The organism is Anaerolineales bacterium (assembly GCA_015075625.1).
Classification (GTDB): domain Bacteria; phylum Chloroflexota; class Anaerolineae; order Aggregatilineales; family UBA2796; genus UBA2796.
In genome coordinates this window covers 710,398-734,833 of sequence record JABTTZ010000002.1, presented here as the reverse complement: position 1 = coordinate 734,833, position 24,436 = coordinate 710,398, and the positions used below count along the sequence as shown (strand labels likewise).

Sequence of the window (24,436 nt, the reverse complement as noted above, 5' to 3'; positions counted from 1 at the left end):
ATGATCACTCCAATTCGCAACAAGAATATACGAGAAGGCTTCTTTATAGCGGTGCATTGTAGCATGGGGTCACCCCCAACGCCCACCTCGCTAGTCGGATGTGCCTTCAAATGAATTGCCACCTTGCTTTCTTAACCAAAAGGGCTGCCAATAAAGAGGGCTGAGGGGCAGCGCCCCTCAATGCAATTATCCCCCCCTCCCGCACAGCGGGCTGAGAGGGCTAGGGGGTAAGAGTACAGATAGATATTTAGCCCGAAAATTCCCTTTCAGCACAAACAACCTGCTACAATGGAGGGTTACTGGTATTGGGGCAAAAGGACTCCGCGCATGGATGCCAATCAACTCTCTCGGATGATCGAATGGCTGGATGAAGAACGCCGCCGCGATAAGGCGAAAATCGCCAAAATGGAAGAACAACTGACCGCCCAACAGGACGTGATCGAACTCATGTCGCGGCGGGTGAACACCCTAGAAACGGAAAATGTCAGCCTGCGCAGCAACGTTCTCCCCGCCGGACGCGATACGGAGATGATGGATCAGTTCCGTGACGAACTGCGCCAGGCATTAGAAGCGGCGGATGCTAAACGGATCACCGCCGAACGGGAGGCGGAACGCCGCGCCGAGATCGCCCGCGAGTCCCTCTTGCGTCCGGTGCGTGATCTCATGGAGCGCATCGACAAGATTGAGCGTCTGCAAGATGATCTTGCCGTTGCCCGCGTGGAGCGCGACAGGATGGTCGATGCGCTTGGCGGCTTGCAGCAAGGCATAGACGACCTGAACAAGCGCTTGGAAGAACCAGACCGCCGCATTGCCTTCCTAGAGGAACAGCGTCGCAATGACACCCGCCGCGCCACTGAAGTTCAAGATACGCTGAACGAATACCGCAAACAGATCGACGCGCTGCGCCCGAAATTTGATCTCATTGAGGCGCTGGCATTGAAAAATGAGCGCCTGATCCTAGACCTACAGGGTGGGGATCGGGAACGCGCCGAACGGGTGCAAACCTTCCTCGATCAGCAGGCGCTTGCCGCCCAACAGCGCGATGCCCGCGTGGAAGAAATTCGGCAGGGCTTTGCCCAATATGAGGAAGACATGCGCCGCCGCATGGAGCGCTTCGAGATGTGGGCAGAGGCATACCGCCAAATGAAGAAGATCATTGAAGACTTTGAACGGATCGCGGATCGCCTTGATAAGCGCATCAACGAGACGGCGGAGATGCAGCGCCTTGCCGAGAAAAATTTCCGCGAGGATTGGGATACATGGCAGACGGACGAGACGAACCGCTGGAAACGCTTCACCGATTCCTATACCGATCAATGGCGCATCCATGATCGGTCTTTTGAGGAACTGCGCGGACGGGTGAACGACCTGACGAATCAATTTCCGCCCATGCTCGATCACATTGATCGCCTCTGGAAATTCCAACGGGGGATGGTCGATACCTTCCGAGATCGCCTGATGACCTTGCTCTCGGAATTTGACCAACAGCCGGTGCGGACGGTGACAGGCGGCATTCGCAACACACAGCCCATGCGCCCCGTTGATGGGAAATAAGCCTGTATCCGAATGACCTGTTATCAACGGATTTTGGGACTCAGCGACCATCTATTTGAGCAATGGAGCCTGGTCTATTTACGCCCGCTGTATCAAAAAAGGGCAGTTCAAAAAGGGGCAGTTTGAGGGGGCTTCCCCCTCAAACTCCTTACTTCCCCCTTCTCCCGTTGGGAGAAGGGGGCTAGGGGGATGAGGGTTCGTGTGTAACATCTCTGAGTCATTCAGATAGACTCTAATCACGCTTAGGAAAACGGCGGGTCTGGGAGACTGTGCCTCCCTAGTTACCATGCCTTAAATAGCCTCACAGATCGCCTTAAACCATAAGTAGTGGAGACCATGATCGACGAAGCACAAGTGCTGCGCTTAACGCGCAACGAGGCGGATATGGCGTTCAAAAAGCGCGTCCGCACTATCTTTGATTGGATTGACCCCACAGATACTAAGACAATCCTTGATTGCGGCTGTGGGCGCGGCTTTTATCTGAAAATGTTTCGGGCGGTCAGCGGCTGCCGTCTCTACGGCTTGGAGTTGGAGAGCGAGATCGCCGCGAAAGGCTGGAATAACGTCCGCCATTTGCCGGGGATCACGATCACCCAAGCCAGCATTTACGAGCAGCCCTACGCCGATAACAGCTTTGATGGGGTGATCCTCTCCGAAGTCCTCGAACACATTGATGACGAAAAGGGTGGTCTGCGCGAACTGTGGCGCGTCTTGAAACCCGGCGGCATCCTCGCTGTGACTGTCCCCCACGCCAACTACCCTTTCTGGTGGGACCCGATCAACAAAACACTGGAAACCCTCTTTAACCGCCCCATCCGCAGCGGGACGTTTGCCGGTATTTGGGCGAACCACGTCCGGCTTTACACCCCAGACCATTTGCGGAATGTCGTTGCCGAGGCGGGTTTCCTTGTGGAGGAAGAACGATCCTTCACCCATCACAGCTTTCCCTTCATCCATAACCTTGTCTATGGCGTGGGGAAACCTCTTTTAGAGGCGGGCGCCCTTCCCAAAGAAATGGCGAAGGCGGCGGATCGGACGACCTTTGATGAAAATCGAGGCAGCTTGTTGAACCCGATCAACCTCGGTTTGGCGGTGTTCAATTGGTTTGACCGTCCGAACAGGATGAACGAACCGCCGGGGCGTTCTACCGTCAATCTGGCGATCAAAGGACGCAAACCCGGCTGAGTGAGGCGCAGCGTATACCCCCCCGCAACCCTGTAGGGACGCTCCACTGGGGCGTCCGCACCACCGCGTGGAAAATGCGCACAAGGGCGCTCTCCCTGAAAATCCGCTGAGACATAGAGCGCCCCGCCTATTTTACCCTCCGCCCTATGGTAAAATGATCCCTTGCCTTTCATGCCATAGGCTCAGTAGGTCTTATGCCACGCACGCGCCAACTTGCCCAAATTTGCCCTATCTGCGGGGCGAAAATAGCGCTGGAAAAACCCCGCTGCGATCAATGTGGGGCCTATTTGCGCGGCTTGCCCGAAGATACGGCGAAAATCGTCCCCCTGCGCCGCGCAGAGATGGGGAATTCCTCAAAGCCGCCGAAAAGCGCCTATGATATGGGGGATGGCGAAACCGAAGGCGATTTTGATCTCAGCGAGGCGGCGCTTCCCCGCGCTCCCTTTCCCGTCGTTTTTCTGGGGATGCTCACCTTTGGCGTCGTCGTTGGCATAAGCGCTTTCCTACTGTGGTGGTTCACCCGCTCCCAACCGACAACGGGGGTCGCCCTGCTCCCCCCTTCGCAGCTACCCGCTCCGGCGGCGGTGAGCGCCACCATCACCCTGACGCCCACCCCAAATACGCGGTTCGTCACTTTTACACCCGCCCCCGTTGCCACTTTTGAGATCGTCTCGACCTCCCCTGGTTGGGTAACGCCTACCGCTGCCGGCATGACCGTCCTTGCTGCCCCGCCAACAAACACACGGGTGGCGCTCTTGCCCACATCCCTTCTCCCGACGGGTGCATTTTTCACTGTGACACCCATCCCGCCTTCCCCGACGCTCACCCCAACGGTGGGACCTTGCCTCGAAAAGGCGCGGGCGGGCGACACCCTTTCGGCGCTGGCAATCCGCTGCGGGCATAAGCATATGGATGTGATCCCTGAGATTTTGCGTCTAAATGACATGAAAAGCGCCGCCGAACTCCAGATTGGGCAAGAGATCATCATCCCCCGCCCGACAGAGATTGGCAGCCTCACAACCGACTCCAGCGAAGACGGTCTCCCTCCCGCCGATTCAATGGGCGAGGTGCTGCCGCCGGGGGTTATGTATTACACGGTGAAAAAGGGCGAAAACGCCTTAGAGATTCTGATCAAATTGGGCATTACAATGGGAACGCTCAGCAATCTCAACCCGGAAGTCCTCTTTGCTGGTTGCGAGTTTGGGATGCCAAGCGGCGGACCGGAATGTACGGTGATTCTCTATGAGGGACAGCGGCTGCGCGTTCCCGCCCCCACGCCAACACCCACCCTCCCACCGACCCTCACCGGCAGCGAGACGCCCACTCCAACGGCAACGGCGACATTCAACGCGCCGATCAGCCAGTTCCCAAGCGAGAACATGCTCTTTGAAAAGTATGAATTTCCCACGCTGCGCTGGTCTAGCACGGGGCGCTTGGCAGCAGACGAGGCGTATCTGATCACGGTGATAAACACCACGGCGGGCATCACCTACATCATGACCACCCGCGATACATCGTTCCAACTTCCTCCAAACTGGCAGCCGCTTGATGGGCAGCGTCACCGCTTTACATGGCAAGTGGGCGTTGCCCGTGTTCAGGGGACAAACGCGATTCCCTTGCCCTACCAAACGGAGGTTCGCGCCTTCACATGGGTCAGTCGGTAAGGCGGTGGGCAATCAGCCAGATCGCGGCAAGCAGGGCGGCGCAGCACGGACTATGATCCAGCCGCCTATCAACACCTTCAGCACGGTTAGCGTATGGGGACTTATGGTAAAACGGACAATTGGTTTCGTTGTGATCGGGGTCATTGGCTTACTTCTGACGGCGTGTGGGGTGGATGCCATTCCCGCCCCAACAGTGATTCCAACGGACGTCGCCACCCAGACGGCGACGATCACCCCGCCGCCGCCCAACACCCAGACGGCGACGCTCTCCCCTGCTCCGCCAAGCGAACCTCCTCCCACAATCGCGCCGCTTATCACGGCAACGCCCCCTCCGGTAGCTGCGGTCATCAGCGGTGGCGGGGGTGGCGGTGAACCCACCGCGCCACCTGCCCCGCGCTGCTTTGTGGCGCGGGCGGGCGATACCCTAATCACCTTTGCCAGCCGCGCTGGGTATAGCGATCTCTCCGTCTTGCCCGCCATCCGCGCCCTGAATGGGTTGTGCGAGACGTGCAACGATATTGCCGTCGGGCGCGAATACTGCGTCCCCCGCCCAACAGCAACCCCCACCGCTATCGGCTACGAGGCAACCGTCGCCCTGCGCCAGACCGAACTTGCCGCGCTCCCCACACAGGGCTATTCTCTTCGCCAATACACCGTCGTTGAGAAAGACACAATCATTGGCATCCAATTGAAAACGGGGACATCCCTTGCCGATCTGTGTCGCTTGAACGAAGGATTGTTGAACTGTGCGGGCTGCAAGCTCGATAAGCCCGTAGGGGAAAATGAATGCCGCGTACTGGTCGTTGTTGGCTGGAAACTGAACTATCCCGGACCACCGCCCACCCCCACAATCACGCCAACCTTCACCGGCATGGAGACGGCAACCCCCACCCCCATTCACCCCATGCTGCGCGTGATTGCCCCCCTTCAAGAGGAGCGCAAAAGCGGTGCTGTTTCGCTGCGTTGGCTGCCCGTGCCGATTTTAGCCCCAGATGAGTTCTACTTGGTTATGTGGTCGAACGCCCAAACGGGCGACACCCGCCAAGTTGAGACGCGGGCGAACAGCCTGATCCTTCCAGCGGCGCTGCACCCTCCGCCAGGGCAAACGCACACGATCTACTGGCGGGTGAGTGTCGCCCGCAGAACGGCGGAAGGGGGCTACCTGATTCTCAGCCCAGAGGGGGTGATCTACACGTTCCTCTGGCAGGGAGAGACCCCCTAGCGGTGCGGGGGACGCCCTCTAAGGCATCCCTATGAGGGTGCGTGGCAGGGCGGCGATTGCCAAACGGTGTTAAGTTAACACCGTTTACCTTTAGGATTCTTTACACCATTAAGTTAATGGTGTAAAGCGAATAGCGTCCCCCCTCAGCGCCATGAATCAATTGTCCGCAGCGCCCACCCCTCTACCTCTGGGATAACGACCAGATGAGGAATGTCTGTCAACGTTGCTGCCATAACCAGATGAGCGCGGTACGTGTCGTTATCGGTTTGGACGCGCAAAAGGCGGGACGCAGGACCCCCCGCACGCACAGGCAGCCACAAGACAATGAAATCGTTCATGATCGAGTGCGTCACCCGCCGTTGATCCTCGCCGATAGCGCTCATCAGATAGCCTTCCGCCATAAAGACGCCATTTTTATCGGTCCCGTTCTCATCCCGCCGCGACCAAAAGGTGATTGTTGTGCCGTCCGGGGCGTAGATCGGACGCCCATTGTTGCCTACCGTCGTCAGCGCCTCGGCAGCGCCGCCCTCCGCCGCTATACGATAGACATTTCCATCTTGCGCCGAGTCCGTCCCGAAGGCGATGAACGCCCCATCAGGCGACCACGACGGGCGACGATCTGGGATCGGGCTGTTCGTCAGTTGGCGCGTCTCGCCAGTAGCAAGGGTCAGGATGTACACATCCCATTGATCGTTGGGATTCGCTGCATAGACAAGGCGCGTCCCATCGGGCGACCATGCTGGCGTTGATTCACTGAAGGGGGTTTCCGTTAGGCGCTGGACATCCGTCCCATCGGCGTTCATCACATAGAGTTCGGGGTTGCCCTCGTGCTTGGAAAGGAAGGCGAGGTGTAGCCCATCGGGGGATAGAATCGCATCGCTCTCTGACCCCCAGGTGGTCAGTTGTTGGGGAGCAGTAGCGCCCTCGCGGCGAAAGAGTGTCGTCTGGCTTGCGGCGTTGACCGCCGTATAGTAGACCTGATCGGCGGGTTCGGGGGTATATTCGGGGTAGACCCACGCCGTCACCGTCGCCGCTTCAGGGAGGTCATAGGTTAGGGTGAGCATCCCCTCGCTGAGCGTGATTTTTGTGCAGCGGCTGCACACCGGGAGAACGCTCTCAAGCGCCCCGCTGATCATACAGGTGTGTGTTCCCGTCCCGCGAGGGCTAGGAATGACGAGTTCCTCACCAACAGATGCCGTACATGACGCGGCATGAGCAGAGGGAAAGGCAGCCCCACTGACAAGCAGGGCGATCACGACGATTACAATCAGGCACAAGCGAAAACGAGTCATGGTCATAGCTTCACCACCGAAAGCGTTCCGTACAAGATAGAAAGTTCAAATAGATCGGTATAGACGAGCGCCGCCGCCCGATGATCGTCCTCCCCAACGAACACCCCAACAACGCTGACTGTCGTCTCGTTGTCATCTGGTTCATGGTAGGCATCCCATTGAAGGCTGCTCACTTCCTCGAAAAGACACTGAAAAGGTTGGTCGCCCTCATACTCGCCATCAATGGTGAGTTCGGTCCCCCACCCGCTGATAGTGACGGCGGTGATCGTCAGCGCACCGGGTTCAACCCCTAAGAGATCGAAAAATTCGTTATTTGGATCGTCCACTGCGTCGCATCCTTCATAGTGAAACCTGATTCAAACGGGAACGGCGGCGAGCCATCGGTACACTTGTGCTATACTACCATTAAATTGGTTTGAAACCACCCGTAATCTGCCCGCGAGGACACCAGAAGGGAAAACAATTGTGGCGCCAAACGTGCTGACGCTCTTTGCCGAACCGTCAGTTGTCTTGCTGTATTTTATGTCGGTGATCGTCCTAAGCTGTGCGGCGCTTTTCATGGCGCTTGGGCAGCGGATGCGCAGTACGATGGAAAAAGCGGCGGGGCGCTATGCGCTGGCGGCGGGGGGAGTAGCGGTGGCATGGCTACTGCTAATGGTAGGGGCAGTCGTCGTCTTGCTGACAAACACACCCTCCGGGGCGGTGATGCCGCCGTTGGATCGGGCGGTGGGAGCCTTGGTGGTGGCGTTGGTGGGGTGGGTGTTCCTTGTTGCCGATAGGGAATCGTTGCATGTCCCTTCGGCGCTTCCCCCAAACGCCTTGGTAGACGAGCCGGAAACGCCCACCGCCCGACACATGGGTGTCCATATTTTTACGCTCACTGTGCTGGTTGGGGTTTGTTTTGGCTACGGTCTGACGGCAGCCCAATGGTACAACCGCTACCGTGAGGGACTAGCCTTCACGCCCAGTTCGGCGGGTATTTTATGGACGGCGACGACGGCGGCGCTGGCGGGATTGTTCACGCTTGCCATTCTGTGGCGCTTTCGGAAAACGCCTGATGCGCCGCTAAAAGTCTTGTTTTTTGCGATCATCCTCGCCGGCTACCTCTATACCCTGATCAGCCTGAGCGGTGGCGTCCCCGTAAGCGGCGATGATTCCGGCGCGATCCGCCTTGCCTTCCTTGCCGCCATGCCGCTTTTGCCGGTGGCTATCTACCGCATGGTTGTGGAGCGCCTGACGATGGCAATCCACGAACGAGCGGCGGAGGCAACTGTTTCCACCCTGACGACGATCTCGAATAATCTTGTGGACACCACCCAAGAACGCGAATCGATGACGCTGCTGCGAACGATTGGCGTCATTTTGGAGCGCGAAGCGCCGGAAGACCTCCCCCGCCAAGTGGTTATCGCCGCTTGTTCGCTGTTGAAGGCGGATGTTTGCGCTTTGCTGGTGGTGGAAGAACGCGATTACGCCGATGTGATCGCTGCCTATGACGCCAGCAAAAACCGCCATATCGCGGCGATGGCGTTCAAACTGGACGAACAGCCCACCCTTCAGACGGCGCTTATAGAGCGCTCGCAGCGGATGCTCACAGCGGCGATCAGCCTAAGCGAAATTACCGATGTCTATTCCCGTTTGGATATTCAAACGATGGGTCCGGTGTACTTTCAACCACTGACCCGCGACGGGGAAATCATCGGGGCGCTGCTGGTGGCAATGCCCTATACACAGCGCGATTTACGTCAGAATGAAAAGCGCCTGCTCGATTCGCTTGCGCCGATTGCGGCGCGGATGGTCGGCATTAGCCGCGCCGCCCGCCGTGCGGTGATCGAGGCACGGCAGCCCCCAAGCGGAGAGAGCGCCCTCCCCGCCGAAGCGCCAAGCGCCGCCCGTTTGGGGATGCAGCAATCCCTAGAGAGCGCCCGCGCCCAGATCAACGCCCTAAGCGGGAAAGTCCGCGAACTGCAAATTGAACTTGATTTTGAGCGCAGCCGACTCAGTGAGATCGCCGCCAGCGACCCCGAAGGGCTGTCTATTTCGCAGCGGATGGAGCGTATCCAAGTAGAGCGCAGCACGCTTGAGGCAGAGCGTGAGCGGCTGATGCAGGCACTTCAAGAGGCGCAAACCCAGTTGGCGACGGTCAGCGGCGGGGGGGAGGAAGAACTTTACAAAACGGCGATTGAACTGCTCACCCAAGAGCGCGACGAACTCTACATGATGAAAGAGCAGCTAGAAGGCGAACTTGCCGCCGTGCGCAGCCATAACAAAGGGGAAGTTGCCGCGCCTGCTGTCTTGAAAGACATGCTCACCCGCCTTTCCGAAGAAAAATCACGCCTGACGATAGAACGCGATCACCTGCGCCGCAGTCTGATGGAGGTGAACGCACAGCTTGCGGGCTTGGGTATAGATGTCCCACAGGGTGGGCTGGTGGGGACAATCATGCAGATCAGTGAGGAACGGGGGCGCTACAAAGAGGCGGCTGAACGCGCCATTCGGGAGCGTAACCTACTGATTGGCGAGTTCAATAAGTTCAAAGATCGCATCGTGCGGGAGAAAGAGCGCGACGCCCGCATTGCCACGCTGGAAAACGCCCTGAAGCGGATGGCGCAAGATGGCGAAGTCCTCATGCGGCAGCGCGATGTGTTGAGCCATGCACCCGTCAATTGGGAGGCGGAGCGGATGGCAATGGCAGCGGAACTTGACGCGCTGAAGGCAGACCTTGACGCCGCCATTGTGGATCGCAACCGCGTTTATCACGATCTGAATCAGACGTTGACTGAAAAATCCGTCCTGATTGGGGATCGGGATCGGCTGATGGCGGCACGGCAGGCACTCCAAACCGAACGCGATCAACTGGCGGCACGCATCGAAGGCAACCGCGAACTGCTGAACCAGCTTGGGGCGGATGGCGTTGGGGCGTTGAAGAAGATGATTGACCATCTGACCGAGGAACGCAGCGAGCTTGAGCATAAGCTGCTGAACACCCAAAAGATGGTGACGGCGCTGCGGGAGAAGGTTGAACGGCAGATGAAGCATCAACCCGCCGAGGCGGGCAAGGCAGAAGGCGGGGCGCTGGACGAGGAAACCGCCGCCGTCTTGTTGAGCGTTGCCCAAGAACTGCGCACGCCGCTGAACGCGATCACCGCCTACATCGATCTGCTGCTTGGCGAGACGGTGGGCATTTTGGGCGAGCTTCAGCGGCAGTTCCTTCAGCGGGTGAAGGCGAACGGGGATCGCTTGGCGACGCTGATCGAAGATTTCGTGCGGGTTGTCGCCATTGATACTGGTCAACTGCGGCTGAAAGAAGACGCCATTGATATGAATGAAATCATTGAGGTGGCGATCACGAACACACGGACACAGTTCCGCGAGAAGGGAATCACCCTGAATCTCGATTTGGCAGAGGCAATTCCGCCGCTACGGGGGGATCGCGGGGCGCTGACACAGGTGATTGTCGAACTGCTCTCCAATGCCTACCGCGCCAGTCCGACGGATAGCGAGGTCACGGTGAAGGCAGCACTTGCACAGCAGCCGCTAGAGGGCGGACAGGGGCGAAACGGGGCGGGAGAGACAACCCCGACCCTCAGCGACGTGATCCTGATCGCCGTGCAAGATACTGGCGGCGGTGTTGCTCAGGACGATCAGGGGCGCGTGTTCAGCCGCTTCCACCGCGCCGATATGCCGCTGGTGAAAGGGTTAGGCGATACTGGCGTAGGCTTATCCGTAGCGAAAGCGCTGACAGAGGCACATCAGGGGCGGTTGTGGTTGGAGAGTAAAGCGGGGGAGAGCAGCACCTTCTTGGTGGCGCTGCCCCTCGCGGGACAGGCGGTACATGCGTCGTGACCTGAGCGGAGAAGTTCTGATCGCCCTGATTGTGATTGGCACGTTGGGGTTGGCGCTGGCGTTTGGGCTGCTGCTGACGATCAGCCAGACGGCACGCCCAACAACGACGCCCGCAATGGGTATGGCGGGGACGACGGTGAGCGCCGCAGCGGTCACTCTCGAAATGCCTACAGAGATGCCAACAAGAACACCCACTGAAATTGCCCCATCAAGGGGAACTGCCTCGCCAACGAATCCGGCGACAGCAACGGCAACCGCCACGCGCCCTTCGGCAAGCCCAACGCCACCCCCGACGGCGAGCCAGACTATTGCCCCCTCTGCGATGGGGCGTCCCTTCGCCACATTCACGGTGACGACACGCCCAACACAGGGACAGTCTCCCACCGCCAGCATTACGCGCACCTTCACGGCGACAGCGACAGCGACGGGAACGGCGCGGGTCAGTGCATCGCCAAGCCGCCAACCAAGCGCAACGGCGAGCCGTACCATCGCTGCGACACTACGCCCCTCAGACACGATAACGGCTACGCCGCCTGAGAGCCGAACCCCCACAGCGATTCCCACCGCGACGCCGACAGTGGGTATACGCTTTCCGACGGCAGTCCCGCTGACGCCCACCTTTCCGCCGTTGATCATTGCCAGCTTGCTGCCCGCCACGCCAACGCTCCCTATCGCGATGGGGGCAAACGCCACGCCTTGCCAAACGCCCCCCGGATGGGCGGCATACATTGTGCGGGCGGGGGATACCCTCTTTGGGTTGGCGGCACGGGCGGGGGTGAGCATGACGGTGCTTGTGGAAGGGAACTGCTTAGGTGATGGGCGGCTGCGTGCCGGCGCGGTGATCGCCCTGCCGCCGCGTTTTTTCCGCGTCCCAACGGCAACGCCTCTGCCGCCGATCCCCTCGCCAGAGATGGGGGGCATCCTGCCGGGGGTGAATGTCCAACACTGCACAACGGCGGGGGCGAAACTCTACAGCCCGCGTCCGGGATCAACGGTACGCGGGACGCTAATTCTTTATGGCGAGGCGATCATGCCTAATTTCGCCTTCTACAAGATCGAACTCAGCACAGAGGGGGGCGACCAACTTTGGAATGTGGGGACGAGTCCGACGCCTGTTTCGGCGGGGATTTTGGGGACGGTGGATACGAGCCTCTTTGCGCCGGGCGTTTATTGGCTTACGCTGACGGTGGTTGACCAAACCAGCAGTTATCTACCGCCCTGTATGGTGCGTGTGGCGTTGGGAGGTGGGGGGTAATGTCCTCACCTAGCATCCTCTCTCGTGAGAAGATCGCCGCATTTTGTGTAGGGATGCCCGATAGGGCGTCCGCCTGCCCTCCCGCTGAACCAATAGGCTGAGATCAGCCGTGTTTCCGGTAGGACAATAGGGCAGTCTACAACATTTTCAAAGGGTACTGCACTCGTGAATATTCTCGTCGCCTCTGGCATTTTTCACCCTGATCCGGGCGGACCCGCCACCTATCTTTACCGTCTGCTGCCGGAACTGCAACAGCGCGGACACAGCGTGCGCGTGCTAAGCTATGGAAACGCCCCAAGCAGCGGCTACCCGTACCCCGTCCAACGTATCCCCTTTGGGCGACTGCCCCTTGTGGGGACGCCGATCCGCTGGCTGCGCTATGCCCTTGCCTACCAGCGCTTGGCGCGATGGGCAGATGTGATCTACCTGAACACCTTTGGCTTGCCCCGTCTGAGTGAACCGCCCAAGCGAACGGTGATGAAGATCGTTGGGGACTATGCGTGGGAACGCTCTGTCACGCGGGGGTGGCTGCCGCCCGATGAGGATGTCGATGCCTTTCAGACGCGCGCCTACGCACCCCGTGTAGAGGCATATAAAACGCTGCGCAGCCGAGACGCGGTGGCGATGGATCGGATCATCGTGCCGAGTGCCTACTTGGGGCGGATGGTCACTGGGTGGGGGGTGGCAGCGGATAAAGTACAGGTTATTTACAATGCATTGGAGGGATCACCAGCGGCGTTGAGCGCGACGAAACGCGAGGCACGGTCAGCACTAGGGTGGTCAGGCGATGGACACTATTTGTTCACGGCGGCGCGTCTAACGGCATGGAAGGGCATTGATCACCTAATCACTGCCCTAAGCGATGTTCATAAGGTCATTTTGGTCGTCGCTGGAGAAGGACCGGACATGCCCCGCTTACGGGGATTGGTTCACCAGTGGGGGGTGAACACTCGTATTCAATTTGTTGGGGCGCTCCCCCGTGAGAAAATACCGCTCTACCTGCGGGCGGCGGATTATCTGGCACTTTATTCCGGTTATGAAGGGCTATCACACACGATTTTAGAGGCGCTTCAAATGGGGACGCCGGTGATTGCGAGTGATCGGGGTGGAAATCCAGAGATCATCCGTGATGGGGTGAACGGCTGGCTTGTGCCGCACCCGAATGGAGATGCCCTGCGGGAGACACTGGGAAAAGCCTTTCACGAAGGGCGGATTGAACGCCTTGCCGCTCGCACACAACATGGGTTGGAGCGGTTTTCGTGGGTGAAGTTAGTGGAAGAAACGGTGATGGTGTTGGAGGGGTGAGGGCGGAGAAGACTCCCTGACCGCCACCCCTTCCCCTGCGTACAGGAGAAGGGGTGGCAACCCTCACCGAGGTGGTTATCCTTTGCTCAACCGTTTCGCGCCGTAGTCCGCCTCTACTTCACCCGCCAGATACGCACGGTGCCGTCATAGCTTGCCGATGCCAACATCGTCTGATCGGGGCTGAAGGCGAGCGAACGCACCGACGCTGTATGCCCAACGAGCGTGGCTAACAAGCTGCCCGTCTTTGCCTCATAGATGCGAATCCCATCATCCAACCCAAAGGCAATGAGGGTGCTGTCCGGGCTGATAGCGAGGGTGACTCCGACGAAACGGCTGCCGCTCTTTAGGGTGATCCCTTTAGCGCCGGTTTTGGGGTCAAAAAGCTGGACATCGTAACCGCTGACAGCGGCACCAAAGCTACCATCAGGGGCAATCAGCGCAGCGGTCTGATTCTCAGAGGAGCCGCCAGCAAACACATCGGGAATTTGCTTGGTGGTGTTGAGCGCGTCGTTGCTCTCTGTATCCCAGAATCCGACACTGCGTGACGCCCCACCGAAAAGAAGGTGCTTGCTATCTGGGCTGAACGTTGCCACCAACATTTCGCGTGTGTGGGCTTGGACAGCGCTGGAAAGTGTGCGGGCTTGGACGCCCCACAGGAGAACCGCCCCATCGCTGTTAAAGCCAGAAAGGAGGACGTTTTTCCCATCCTTGCTATATTGCAGCGCTTGGATCGTGCCAATACGGGGTTCATTCGCCTCTGATTCTTGAGTCTCGCCGCCTTTGGCGGAGACAAAATAGAGGCGAATATTCGTTCCGGCAATGGCAAGTTCTTCACCATTGGGGCTGAACGATAAGCCATAGACGCCGTTCGCTTGCACTAGGGTGATTTGGGCTGCCTCGGTGAAGTCCGCCGTATTCCAAATCTGAACAATCTTATTCTGTGTGCCAGTGGCAAGGCGTGTGCCATCAGCAGAGAGGGCTAACACGCGAATGTCGTTGCCTTGTGTCTTTGCCGAACCCACTTCTTCATAGGTAGAGGTGCTAAAGGCACGCAGAAGCGGCTCGCCGCTGGCGACATAAAGCACTTTTCCATCAAGGCTAAAGACTGTCCCATAGACCGCCCCCTTCAAGACGAGTTCGGCTTTTTGGGCAAAGGATGTAGCATCGATCAAAAATACCTTTTGGTAAACGCCCACCGCCAAGAACGCCCCATCTGGACTGTAGGCAATAGTCGTCACTTCGCTCTTTGCATCGAACGTCCCCTTCACCTCGCCAGCACTTGTCCAAAATTCAACGATAGCACCCATCGCCACCGCCATTTGGGTGTTGGCGCTGTTGCCTGCAACGGTGCGCACACGGGCTTTGGTGGGGAAATAGGTGGGTTCGGTGGGGGTGTTCAGCGCCGCTGCTTCGTAGATCCATACGCCAATTGTGCTAGCAGCGAGGATTTTCTCGCCATCGGGGGTGAAGGTGGCGTGACGGACAATCCCTCGTCCTAAGCGGTGTGCCTCTGCCATGTTCGAGGCGTTAGCAACGGTGATCACCGCTCCTGACGCCGCCTGAGTGGGCATACCCACCCCATAGGGGAGGACGGCGGCGACCAAAATTAAGAGGAAAAGACGAAAGAGCGCCGAGCGTTTCACAGTAATCATGGTAGGTGAACTCCTTAGGTTATGACCAAGATAGACAAAGTATACTGGGGGGCGCCGCAAAAACGTCGCAAACTGGAGAGGCTCGCTGCAACGGTTTTATGGGTTTTTGGTGAGTAAACGTTGAAGGGAAGGGGTAGGAAAGCACAGGCGGACGTTCTCTGGAGCGCCCCTACAGAGGTGCGGGAGTGGGGTGGGCGCATGGTTATGCGCCCCCTACAACAGATTATACCCCGTAGCCCATATTGGCGAGCATATGCGTTACGCTTTGCGGCGGGGCATAGTGTTCCACCTCAAACGCCCCACTATCCTCATCAAGGATCACCTCCGAGCCTTCCGAGAGCAGGCAGTGTTTTGCCCCACCCCGCCCGCCAAGCGTTTCTTGATACGCCCCACAATCGAAAAAGCCAACGACCAACCCCCGCGCATTGGCTGGCAGCAGCAAGGGAATATCATCCATTTTCCGCGTTGGGTAGACATCATCATGATCGCAGGTTAGCCCCGCCAACCGCGCTGGAATGAACGCCCCATCCCAGTTGTTCACAGGCAGCACAGTGAATGCATCGCCCAACGCCCACGCATCGGGAAAGCTGCTCATGATGCTCCCATCGACCATGTAGTAGGGGATGCCGTCCTCACCCATCCGCGTTTTGACGATGCGAAACAGGCGGCTGGCATGATTTTGGACGAGGTAGCGCCCACACTCAAAGATCACGTCTGGCGCAGGGATGCCTTCCTCACGGCACACGGCGAGGATTGTCCCCAACGTCCGGTACAGCCAATCCTCAAAATCCATCCCAGAGGTGCGCCCCGGCAGCCCACCGCCAAAATTGAAGCGATGCAGGGTTGGAGCGTGCCGCCGCAGTGCGGCATAACGGCGGAGGCTGTTCACCAATGCCGATTGATACGGCAACCCTTTCGAGGCGGAGACCGTCTGCATGGCATGGAAGGTCGTCAGGCGGAGCGTCCCCGTCGCCGCGATGCACGTCGCCGCCGTCAGCATGTCGGGCAGGCTCAAGCCAAAGCGGTTGGCATGGTCAGAATCCGTCCGCGAACGCAACCCCACCTCAAAGGGCAAGCCGGATTCGGCAAAGGGTTCGATTTCCTCCAGATCGTCAAAAATAGGCAAGACATGGGCAAACCCCGCTGCTCGTAAGCCGATCAAGGCGTTGGCATAGACGGGAATTTTGAAGCCATTGGCAAGGATTGTCCGAGAGCGATCTAGCCAGCCTTGCGCCGCTGCGTGCTGCACAATCTGCACATCTGAGGCGGAGGAACACTCATAGGCTGCCCCCGCTTGGAGCAGCGTCTTGGCAACAGGCGCAGCGGGGTTCGCTTTGCTGGCGAAAGCCACCGTCAGGCTGCCCGGATAGTCAAGGTCGCGGGCGGCTTCGGCAAACCAATCCTGAAGGGCGTGGAGATTGTTCCGCAATGCCTCCACGCGGCGGATATAAAGGGGCGTCGTTGGTTTCACCAGTGTCCCCTGATAGGGCATCGGCGTTTCTGCTAGACGCATCAGATCAAGCCCACGATGGATCAAGCGTCCGTCGTAGACAGCAAAGCCTTCGGGAAGGGTGGGCGCAGACGCCACATCGGGCAGCGCCGGCAGTGTTTCACGGGTCGGTACAGAGATCGTTTTGAGGGTACGTGGTAAAGCGGTCATGTCCTCTTTTCGCTGGTTATGCGCTCGTCGTGAATCTGGTCAAGGTCGATACACAAACAATCACCGCCCCCTTAGGGACGGTGACGAGGCATTTCAGCGCGAGTCCCGCCCGCTAGTGGGGGAAGAAAGGCGGCTTGTTGGGGACGCAGAGCAATTCTGATAATCCCACTGTGTGCCGCAAAAGTTGGGCGCGAAGCACCATTTCTACATGGAAAAACATACAATCCGTGACTATCGGATTCAGATGAGGTGAATCATACAACACCCTTGCGGAGCGTCAATGGTGGTTACAAAAGATACACCCATTAGCGGGGGGGTGAAGGGGTCTTTTGCGTGGGTATACACCCCTAATGGGGCTATTGGCGAGACAAAAAATCACAAAAATACAACGGCGGGGTTACAACCTTGCGACCCCCCTCGCCCACTGTGGGCAAAGGGGAGATAAGGACTCGGCGGCTGTGCCTCAACGCACCGTCTGCACCTCGCGGACAGTGCGCACGCGCTGAACCACCTCTGGCAAAACAGCTAAAACATGATTAATGTCCGCGTCGGTTGTGCCACGCCCCACCGTGAGGCGCAAACCGCCCAACGCCAATGCCTCTGGGTAGCCCATTGCGGTCAGCACGTCCGAGGGCTGCGGGCTGCCTGTGTTGCAGGCAGAGCCGCTGCTGGCGGCAACCCCTGCCATATCAAGGTGCATCAGGAGCATGTTCACATCAATGGACTCAACAATAAAACTGGCGTGACACGGTAGCCGATCTGCTTTGCCCGCCCCACTGAGTCGTGCACCCGGGACCGCGGCGAGAATGCCATCAATCAGCCGATCTCGCATATGGCGGTAATGGGCGACTCGTTCATCAAGTTCGGTATAGGCAAGTTCGAGCGCCCGCGCCATGCCGATGATCAAGGGGACATTATGCGTCCCGGCACGACGGTTGTCCTCTTGTCCACCCCCTGTCTGTGCGGGGGCAAGGGCAACCCCTTCACGAACGTAAAGTAACCCGACCCCTTTTGGACCGTAAAATTTATGGGCAGACAGCGAGAGCAGATCAACGCCTAGCGCTTGCACATCGAGCGAAAGCTGCCCCGCCGCCTGCACCGCGTCGGTATGAAAAAGCGCCCCATGCGCATGGGCAATAGCGGCGAGTTCGGCAATCGGCTGGATTGTCCCCACTTCGTTGTTGGCATACATAATGCTGACGAGGGGTACTGTTTCGGGACGACACCTAACAAGGGCGTGTTCTAGCGCCTCAGCGGTGATGCGCCCTTCGGTGGTGACTGGCAACCATGTCACGGCGGCATCGGGGTGCTGCGCCGCCCATTGATCGGCGGTGTGGCTCACGGCGTGATGTTCTGTCCGCGCCGTATAGAGGTGAACCGGTTTTCCCGCCGCCGCCGCCACACCGCGCAAGGCGAGGTTATCACTCTCTGTCCCGCAGGCGGTGAAGATAAGTTCTTGCCGCTTGGCGTTTAAGAGTTTTGCCAACGTCCCCCGTGCTTTTTCAATGGCGTTCTTTGCCTTGCGTCCAAAACTATGCGAGGAGGAGGGATTGCCGTAAATCTCATTGAAATAAGGGAGCATCGCCTCCAAAACACGCGGATCGGTGGGAGTGGTGGCGCTGTGATCAAGGTAGACCGGATGTGGGGGGGTAGGAAGCATGGACATTGTAAAAAAGACCTTTCTTCAGATTTTTTGAGCGTTATCGCCATGGTAACGATGTGATTGTGATCATTTTCGTCCTAATTGGGCGTAGAATCAAGAGGAAACCAATCCAATGCCACCGCGCACCGTGTAGGAATACCCTGATGCTTTCAGTTGTAAATGGAGAGAGAATCAGGGTTGGGAAAGAAGCTCCGCCTCCCCGCTGAGGAAAAAGCGGATAGGGATTGTCTCTCCCTCAAAAACAATCCCTTCGCCCTCCAAGAGACTTCGTTGGAGTAGGTGAGTGTGATCATCCCCACGTGGACTGATCTGCCGCTTGCTGTTGACGACACGCTGCCAGGGGACGGTGGAGCGTGTGGGCAAGGCGCTGAGCGCCCATCCCACCGCCCGCGCCCCTTGCGGCGCTTGTAAGATAAGTGCCACCAGCCCATAGGTGATTACCCGTCCCGATGGGACGCGCCGCACAAGGGCATAAACGCGCTCGTTGAAGGTAGAAGTTTCTGGCATAAAATTCAGACCACCTGTTGCCTTGCAGTGAGCCTAATTAACTCACCTTACGCAGTTGGGTTTGTTCACCCCGTATTCGTCGAAAGGGGCAGTTTGAGGGGGAAGCCCCCTCAAAAAAGTGCATTCCCCCTCTCCCGCGTGGCGGGAGAGGGGGTTAGGGGGTGAGGGTCTGTGCGTAAGGTGAGTAATTAATATACCCTAAAAGGTAGACGAGATGGTTGCTAAGGTGCTTTGGGCGTGTCTAAAAGGATGGGGGTGGGAGGCGCAGCCTCCCAGAAATCTCCCTCCTTCTCCCGCCAACAGCGGGAGAAGGAGGCTAGAGGGATGAGGGCTGTCCCCCGATATTAGACACTCCCGATGCTTCCCCCAACCACCGTTTCCCGAACGACTTTGTTATCCTCTCTAGACTTATCTTTCACTATCATTAGATTTGGGATTTATGGTCGTTCATTCCGCGAGAAAACGCTATGCAACCTCAAGTGTTGATTGTTGATGATAATCCGCAGCATCGCCTCCTTTTAGGTGCGCAAGTTCGTATGCTTGGCTGCGCTGTCTTGCAGGCTACAGGCGGTTCGGAAGCGTTAGATGTGATTGAGCGGCGCACTCCCCCTGTTGATCTGGTTATTACTGATGTGTGGATGCCAGAGATGAGCGGGATTGAACTGCTAAAGGCGATTCGCACTCGCGTTCCAGAGATGCCCATTGCCCTCATCAGCGCGGCAGCAGACCTCGAAAGCAGCCTAGAGGCGATCAACGCTGGGGCGTATGCCTACTTGAAGAAACCCTTCAGCCAAAATGACGTGCGCGATCTGATTGGGCGGGGGCTGACGCGGCTCAACGAACTGCGGGCAGCGCGGATGCTCACCCAAATTGACGCTATTGGTGGGGAATCGCACGCCGTGATCAGCGATCTGCTGACTGGTCTGCGTCATGAGCTTTCAAACATCACGCAAGCCATTCGCTTGAATCTCGATTCGATGAAAGAACAAGAGCGCATCCCGAATACAATCCACGAGAATTTTAGCGATCTAGAGACCAGCCTTGACGATCTGCTCTCCGTCCTTGCACGGGTGAAGGAATTTCCGGCGGCGGGCGAGACGAACCAGCGCATTGACATGGGCGACCTCTTAGAACGGGTGGTGGAAGACATCCAGCGGCTTGCTCCCCGCGCCCGCGTCACCTTCCGCGCTCCGGCAGAGACGGTTCTTGTCACAGGGTCAGAGCGCGATCTCTATCGGGCAGTGTTTAATGTGGTGCGCAATGCGGTAGAGGCAAGCCCCAAAGTGCAGGTGAGCCTTGCCGTGAATGGGACGGTTTTGATCAGTGTTGCCGATCAGGGGCAAGGCTTCCCACGAGAGGTACTGGCGCGTCCGTTCACCCCCGGTCTGACGACGAAAGCCCCTCCCCAAAGCGGCGCACACGGCAAGGGATGGGGGTTGTTCATCACACGGACGATCTTAGCGCTGCATAAGGGAGAGATTAGTCTTGCCAACCTCCCCGAAGGGGGCGCGTTGGCAACGATCCGCCTTCCCCTTGCTGCTCGCCACATGGCGGCGGCGGGGTAAAACTGACCAGCAGCGTGATCCCCGCCGAGGGCAACCTTCCCCTCGGCATTTCTTTTGTGTTAAAATAGAACATCTGATTTGCTGTCATTATTGCCCTAGGTGAGGCGCTCGTGAGCAACCGTCGGAATGTCGTTTACCTCATCACCATCGCCGCACTGCTGGTGGTGATGATCCTCAGTTTGACCATTCCCGCCATGAGCAACACAGTGAATGTTGCCGATACCCCCGATGTAAACGGGACGGTGAACGCCCGCCTGACGGAAGCCGCCGCCCTTGCCAACGCTGAAAGGACGGCGACGGCAATCATTGGGACAGTGGTTGGGCAGGCAATCACAGCGACGGCAGAGAGCCGCGCCACGCTTGAGAAAGGAGTTGGCGTGCTGTTGAACGAGACCGCCCGCGCCGCCGGAACGCTTGAGCGTCTGGGAATTAACCTGACGTTGACCGCCATCCCAGAGCGGACGAAGGCAGAGGCAACAAACGCCGCCTACACTGCCACCGCCCAAAACGAGGGGCGGGCGACAGAGGCGATTGTGCGCCTGACATGGACAGCGCAAGCCGGCTTGGACAAAGCCGCCCAAACCGCTACCGCCGAAGGCATGGCAACAGCGGCGGTGAATGCCACAATTAGCGCCGGGGCGACGGCGTTTGCCGAGATTCAAGACAAACTGGCGAATGCGGCATCGCTGAACCCCGCCAATGCAATGGCGCTGAGCCAGATCACGACGCTACGGCACAACGGTCCGGTTGCGGCAATGGATGTTTCGCCCGATGATCTTCGGGTTGCCGCCGCCCATGAGTCGATTGTTTTGGTATGGGATATTCGCTTGGGCAGCCCCACGCTGCGGCTTGTTCACAGCGCACCCGTGACACACGTATATTACGCCCCCAATGGGGAACACCTGATCACGATTACCGACAGCGGCGTCGTCTGGCTGTGGGATGCGGTAACGGGCGAACTGGGCGAGGCGACGAAAGGGCATACGGGAACGATTTTTGATCTCGCCTTCAGCCCCGATGGGTCGCTTTTTGCCACTGCTGGCGCGGATCGCACGGTGGTATGGGATGCCCGCACAGGGAAAGCGCTGCTGCCGCTTCCCAGCGGGTGGGCATACCATGTTGAATTCAGCGCCAGCGGACGGTTTGTGATCACCGCTGGAGGGGATGGCGCGGTGCGCGTCTGGGGTGTGCCGAAGCGGTAACGGGGATTGTTCGTACAACTTTTGAGAAACCAGTTGACAAGCTATCCGTTTTGCCTCATAATCGCACCTGTGTGTGGGAAAGTTTCCTCACCCCTACAGAGTTCGTTAACTAGTGGAAGGAGGTGATCCAGTGTTTCAGGCTGACATGCCTAGCGCTCTGGGTTTCCTCCACTCAGACAACTGAGTAGACAACCCAGAGCGCGACAAAAACCCCTGCTGTAAGTGGGGGTTTTTGTTTTCTGTTGTTTGGAGGGCGCGGAGGAACCCCCTATCCGCCATCATTTTCGGGGAGTTCTGGACGGCGGGGAATCGTCTGCAAGCGTGCCGCCACCCGCTGGATAATTGCCTCGGCAACGCTTGTTTTCGTTTGTTGGGGGAGCGATACGGCGCTGCCATCAGCGCCCAAGATGGTGACGATATTGGTCTCTACCCCAAAGCCTGCCCCCGTCTGTGAGACATCGTTAGCGACGATGAAATCGGTATTTTTCTTCTCCAGTTTGGCGCGGGCGTTGCGCAGCAAATCTTGCGTTTCGGCGGCAAAACCAACTAACACGCGGGGATCGCCCGTCTCGTGGCGGCGTTTGCCAACGGTTTCCAACACATCCTCCGTCCGCGCTAGTTCCAGTGCCAGCGTTTTTGTTTTCTTTTTAATTTTTTGATCGGCAACCTCAAGGGGGCGAAAATCTGCCACTGCTGCCGCCATGATCAGGGCATCCGCCCCGTTGACGTGATCCAACACGGCGTCAAGCATCTCGGCGGCGCTTTCGACAAGGATTACCCTTGCGCCAACGGGCTGCGGCAAGCCCGTTGGGGTGGTGATGAGGGTGACGGTTGCTCCGGCATCCAGCGCCGCCTGCGCTACGGCGTACCCCTGCCGCCCGGAGGAATGGTTGGAGATGAAACGCACCGGATCGATTGCCTCCCGCGTACCGCCCGCCGTGACGACGATCCGCCGATCCGTCAGCGCCCCCCATTCGCGTCCCAAGTGGTGGCGAATGACGCCGATCAGGGTGAGAACTTCCGGCAAGCGCCCGACGCTAACCATCCCTGATGCCATTCGCCCGCTTTCCGGTTCAATGATGATCGCTCCGCGTTCGCGCAGACGGCGGAGGTTCTCTTGGGTGGCGGGGTGATGGTACATATGCCCATCCATCGCTGGGGCAATAATCAGCGGGCAAGAGACACCCAACGCGGTGATGGAGAGGAGATCATCTGCCAAGCCATTTGCCAGTTTTGCAATATGATGGGCGGTGGCGGGGGCAATCACAAAGAGATTCGCCCCTTCTGCTAAGCCAATGTGGGCAATGTGGGTGGGCAGCCCGCCGCTCGATTCCGTCGCCCATATGTCGGTATATACAGGACGTCCGGTCACCGCCTGAAAGGTGAGCGGGGTGATAAATTTTTGGGCAGACTCGGTGAGGATCACATCCAGCGTAGCGCCCGCCTGCACCAGTTTGCTGGCAAGATCAGCCGCCTTGTAGCTGGCGATGCTGCCGGTGACGCCGAGGATGATCCGTTGGTCTTCAAGAATCGTAATGCGTTCTGTCATACCCCTAATGTGACACATCTGAGGGGCATTCGGCAAATTGACGTTGGAGATTACCAGATAGGACGGCGCTCGCCCTTGCGCTGGCTTAGGACAGCGGTCAGGTTATCCTCCTGACAGACGAGGTAGGTGATCACGCCGCCGCCTTCCAATAGACGGCGTGTTTCTTCCCCGCCGCGCACATGCCCCGCCCCAAAACTGATAGGGTCGATGATAATGGCAATCACACGCACCCCCCGCCGGACGAGAAGATGCGCCTCACGTACCCATCCATCGGTGGGGTCGGCGGTGATCAGGATCAGCGTCGTCCCCCGTCCCATATGATGACCTTCCGTTGTCACCACTTGTAAGAAAGGCATGGCGGATTCCCGTGCCAGCGCAAGAGTCTCCAAAATGCGGGTGAACTGCCGCGCTCCCCGCTCTGGCTGGAAGATTTGCCGCAGCGGGCTGTAACAGCCAAAGCCAATTGCCCGTTCTTTTTCAAGGAAGTAGGACGCCAACGAGGTGGCAATAACAATACCATATTCCACGGTTGAGGGGGGGATGAATAGATCGGCACTGTGGCTGCCATCCAGCGTATAGGGGCGGGCGAAAGACGCCGCCCCCGCCAGATCAAGAAGCAGCCAAATATCGGCTAAAGGGTCAAGCTCAAATTCCTTGACCAACAGTTTCTCTTTGCGGGCGGTGCTTTTCCAATGAATCCGGTTGAAGCTATCGCCGGGGGCATACTCGCGGATTCCAGCGGCGTTTGTCGTCACATTTTGCGCCCGTTGACGGCGGGCATCTCCCCCAGAAAGAACACCGACGGGCAGGGCAAAATCATAAATAGGGACGGCGGCGGGATAGACCAACACCTTTGAAGTTGCCCCGATATGGCGGGTGACTTGGTACAAACCAAAGGGATCGCCGCTGATCAGCGTCAGCGGACCGATGGTGAACTCGCCGCGCACTTGGCAGATGGTACTTGTTGACCAGCGGTACGCCTGTCTAGGAAACAAGGTGGGTACCACGGCGCTAGGGCGGTGTCCGGGCAGGTCGGAGTGATCGCGTACTTCCAACCACAGCTTGGGCAGAATCCCAATGTTACGGGCGCTGAATACCTCGTCAAGGGTCTTGCCCACTTGGGTGCGTCGCGCCCGTGTTTGGCGGGAAAGGTTCACCGCGCTGATGGACGCCCACGCCCACAACAGAGAAAGGAGGAGGAGGACGCCAAAAAGATAGGCTAAATTAAAGAAGAAGGCGCGTCCGGTGAAAAAGCCACCAACCAACGCGCCTATGAGCAGCCCATAAATGGCATTACGTCTGTTTTGCAAGGGTGAAG

The 24,436-nt window shown here is 58.3% G+C and carries 17 protein-coding genes; 9 read left to right on the top strand and 8 right to left on the bottom strand.

Annotation, left to right across the window (positions count from 1 at the left end; translation table 11 throughout):
- Window positions 1-327 precede the first annotated feature (327 nt).
- The 4 genes from HS103_11855 to HS103_11840 all read left to right on the top strand — a co-directional run bounded on the left by HS103_11855 (window position 328) and on the right by HS103_11840 (window position 5,625).
- Window positions 328-1,554, top strand: a complete 1,227-nt coding sequence (locus tag HS103_11855) for a hypothetical protein (GenBank protein ID MBE7513490.1) — start codon at window positions 328-330, stop codon at window positions 1,552-1,554.
- 336 nt (window positions 1,555-1,890) lie between these two features.
- Window positions 1,891-2,739: a class I SAM-dependent methyltransferase gene (locus HS103_11850; protein ID MBE7513489.1), complete on the top strand. Its 849-nt coding sequence runs from the start codon at window positions 1,891-1,893 to the stop codon at window positions 2,737-2,739.
- A gap of 194 nt (window positions 2,740-2,933) precedes the next feature.
- Window positions 2,934-4,403 (top strand): LysM peptidoglycan-binding domain-containing protein, encoded by a 1,470-nt coding sequence (locus tag HS103_11845; protein MBE7513488.1) that lies wholly within the window; start codon window positions 2,934-2,936, stop codon window positions 4,401-4,403.
- A gap of 52 nt (window positions 4,404-4,455) precedes the next feature.
- Complete coding sequence (locus HS103_11840) at window positions 4,456-5,625, top strand: hypothetical protein (protein ID MBE7513487.1); 1,170 nt, start codon at window positions 4,456-4,458, stop codon at window positions 5,623-5,625.
- A 143-nt stretch (window positions 5,626-5,768) separates the two neighbouring features.
- On the opposite strand, the gene HS103_11835 is transcribed toward HS103_11840, so the two are convergent.
- Window positions 5,769-6,923 (bottom strand): PD40 domain-containing protein, encoded by a 1,155-nt coding sequence (locus HS103_11835; protein ID MBE7513486.1) that lies wholly within the window; start codon window positions 6,921-6,923, stop codon window positions 5,769-5,771.
- A complete protein-coding gene (locus HS103_11830; protein ID MBE7513485.1) occupies window positions 6,920-7,243 on the bottom strand; it encodes a hypothetical protein in 324 nt (107 codons plus the stop codon). Before HS103_11830 ends, HS103_11835 begins: the two co-directional genes overlap by 4 nt.
- Before the next feature lie 139 nt (window positions 7,244-7,382).
- On the opposite strand from HS103_11830, the gene HS103_11825 reads away from it, so the two are divergent.
- The 3 genes from HS103_11825 to HS103_11815 all read left to right on the top strand — a co-directional run bounded on the left by HS103_11825 (window position 7,383) and on the right by HS103_11815 (window position 13,320).
- Window positions 7,383-10,760 (top strand): hypothetical protein, encoded by a 3,378-nt coding sequence (locus tag HS103_11825; protein MBE7513484.1) that lies wholly within the window; start codon window positions 7,383-7,385, stop codon window positions 10,758-10,760.
- Window positions 10,750-12,015, top strand: a complete 1,266-nt coding sequence (locus tag HS103_11820; GenBank protein MBE7513483.1) for a LysM peptidoglycan-binding domain-containing protein — start codon at window positions 10,750-10,752, stop codon at window positions 12,013-12,015. The genes HS103_11825 and HS103_11820 overlap by 11 nt, the downstream gene beginning before the upstream one ends.
- Window positions 12,016-12,180: 165 nt before the next feature.
- On the top strand, window positions 12,181-13,320 hold the full coding sequence (locus tag HS103_11815) for a glycosyltransferase family 4 protein (protein MBE7513482.1): 1,140 nt from the start codon (window positions 12,181-12,183) through the stop codon (window positions 13,318-13,320).
- 113 nt (window positions 13,321-13,433) lie between these two features.
- Here HS103_11815 and HS103_11810 read toward each other — a convergent pair whose 3' ends face one another.
- The 4 genes from HS103_11810 to HS103_11795 all read right to left on the bottom strand — a co-directional run bounded on the left by HS103_11810 (window position 13,434) and on the right by HS103_11795 (window position 18,802).
- Complete coding sequence (locus tag HS103_11810) at window positions 13,434-14,972, bottom strand: hypothetical protein (protein MBE7513481.1); 1,539 nt, start codon at window positions 14,970-14,972, stop codon at window positions 13,434-13,436.
- Between the two features lie 223 nt (window positions 14,973-15,195).
- Complete coding sequence (locus HS103_11805) at window positions 15,196-16,632, bottom strand: hypothetical protein (protein MBE7513480.1); 1,437 nt, start codon at window positions 16,630-16,632, stop codon at window positions 15,196-15,198.
- Between the two features lie 463 nt (window positions 16,633-17,095).
- Complete coding sequence (locus HS103_11800) at window positions 17,096-18,292, bottom strand: cysteine desulfurase (GenBank protein MBE7513479.1); 1,197 nt, start codon at window positions 18,290-18,292, stop codon at window positions 17,096-17,098.
- A gap of 174 nt (window positions 18,293-18,466) precedes the next feature.
- A complete protein-coding gene (locus HS103_11795) occupies window positions 18,467-18,802 on the bottom strand; it encodes an MGMT family protein (protein ID MBE7513478.1) in 336 nt (111 codons plus the stop codon).
- 467 nt (window positions 18,803-19,269) lie between these two features.
- Here HS103_11795 and HS103_11790 point away from each other — a divergent pair, with 467 nt between their 5' ends.
- A complete protein-coding gene (locus HS103_11790) occupies window positions 19,270-20,367 on the top strand; it encodes a response regulator (protein MBE7513477.1) in 1,098 nt (365 codons plus the stop codon).
- Between the two features lie 110 nt (window positions 20,368-20,477).
- Entirely contained in the window at window positions 20,478-21,569 is a 1,092-nt protein-coding gene (locus HS103_11785; GenBank protein MBE7513476.1) for a hypothetical protein, read from the top strand.
- 268 nt (window positions 21,570-21,837) lie between these two features.
- Here HS103_11785 and coaBC read toward each other — a convergent pair whose 3' ends face one another.
- Both coaBC and HS103_11775 read right to left on the bottom strand, forming a co-directional pair.
- Complete coding sequence (coaBC, locus tag HS103_11780; protein ID MBE7513475.1) at window positions 21,838-23,118, bottom strand: bifunctional phosphopantothenoylcysteine decarboxylase/phosphopantothenate--cysteine ligase CoaBC; 1,281 nt, start codon at window positions 23,116-23,118, stop codon at window positions 21,838-21,840.
- Window positions 23,119-23,168: 50 nt separating this feature from the next.
- Window positions 23,169-24,428, bottom strand: coding sequence for a DUF58 domain-containing protein (locus HS103_11775; protein MBE7513474.1), 1,260 nt, complete (start codon window positions 24,426-24,428; stop codon window positions 23,169-23,171).
- Between the last annotated feature and the right edge of the window lie 8 nt (window positions 24,429-24,436).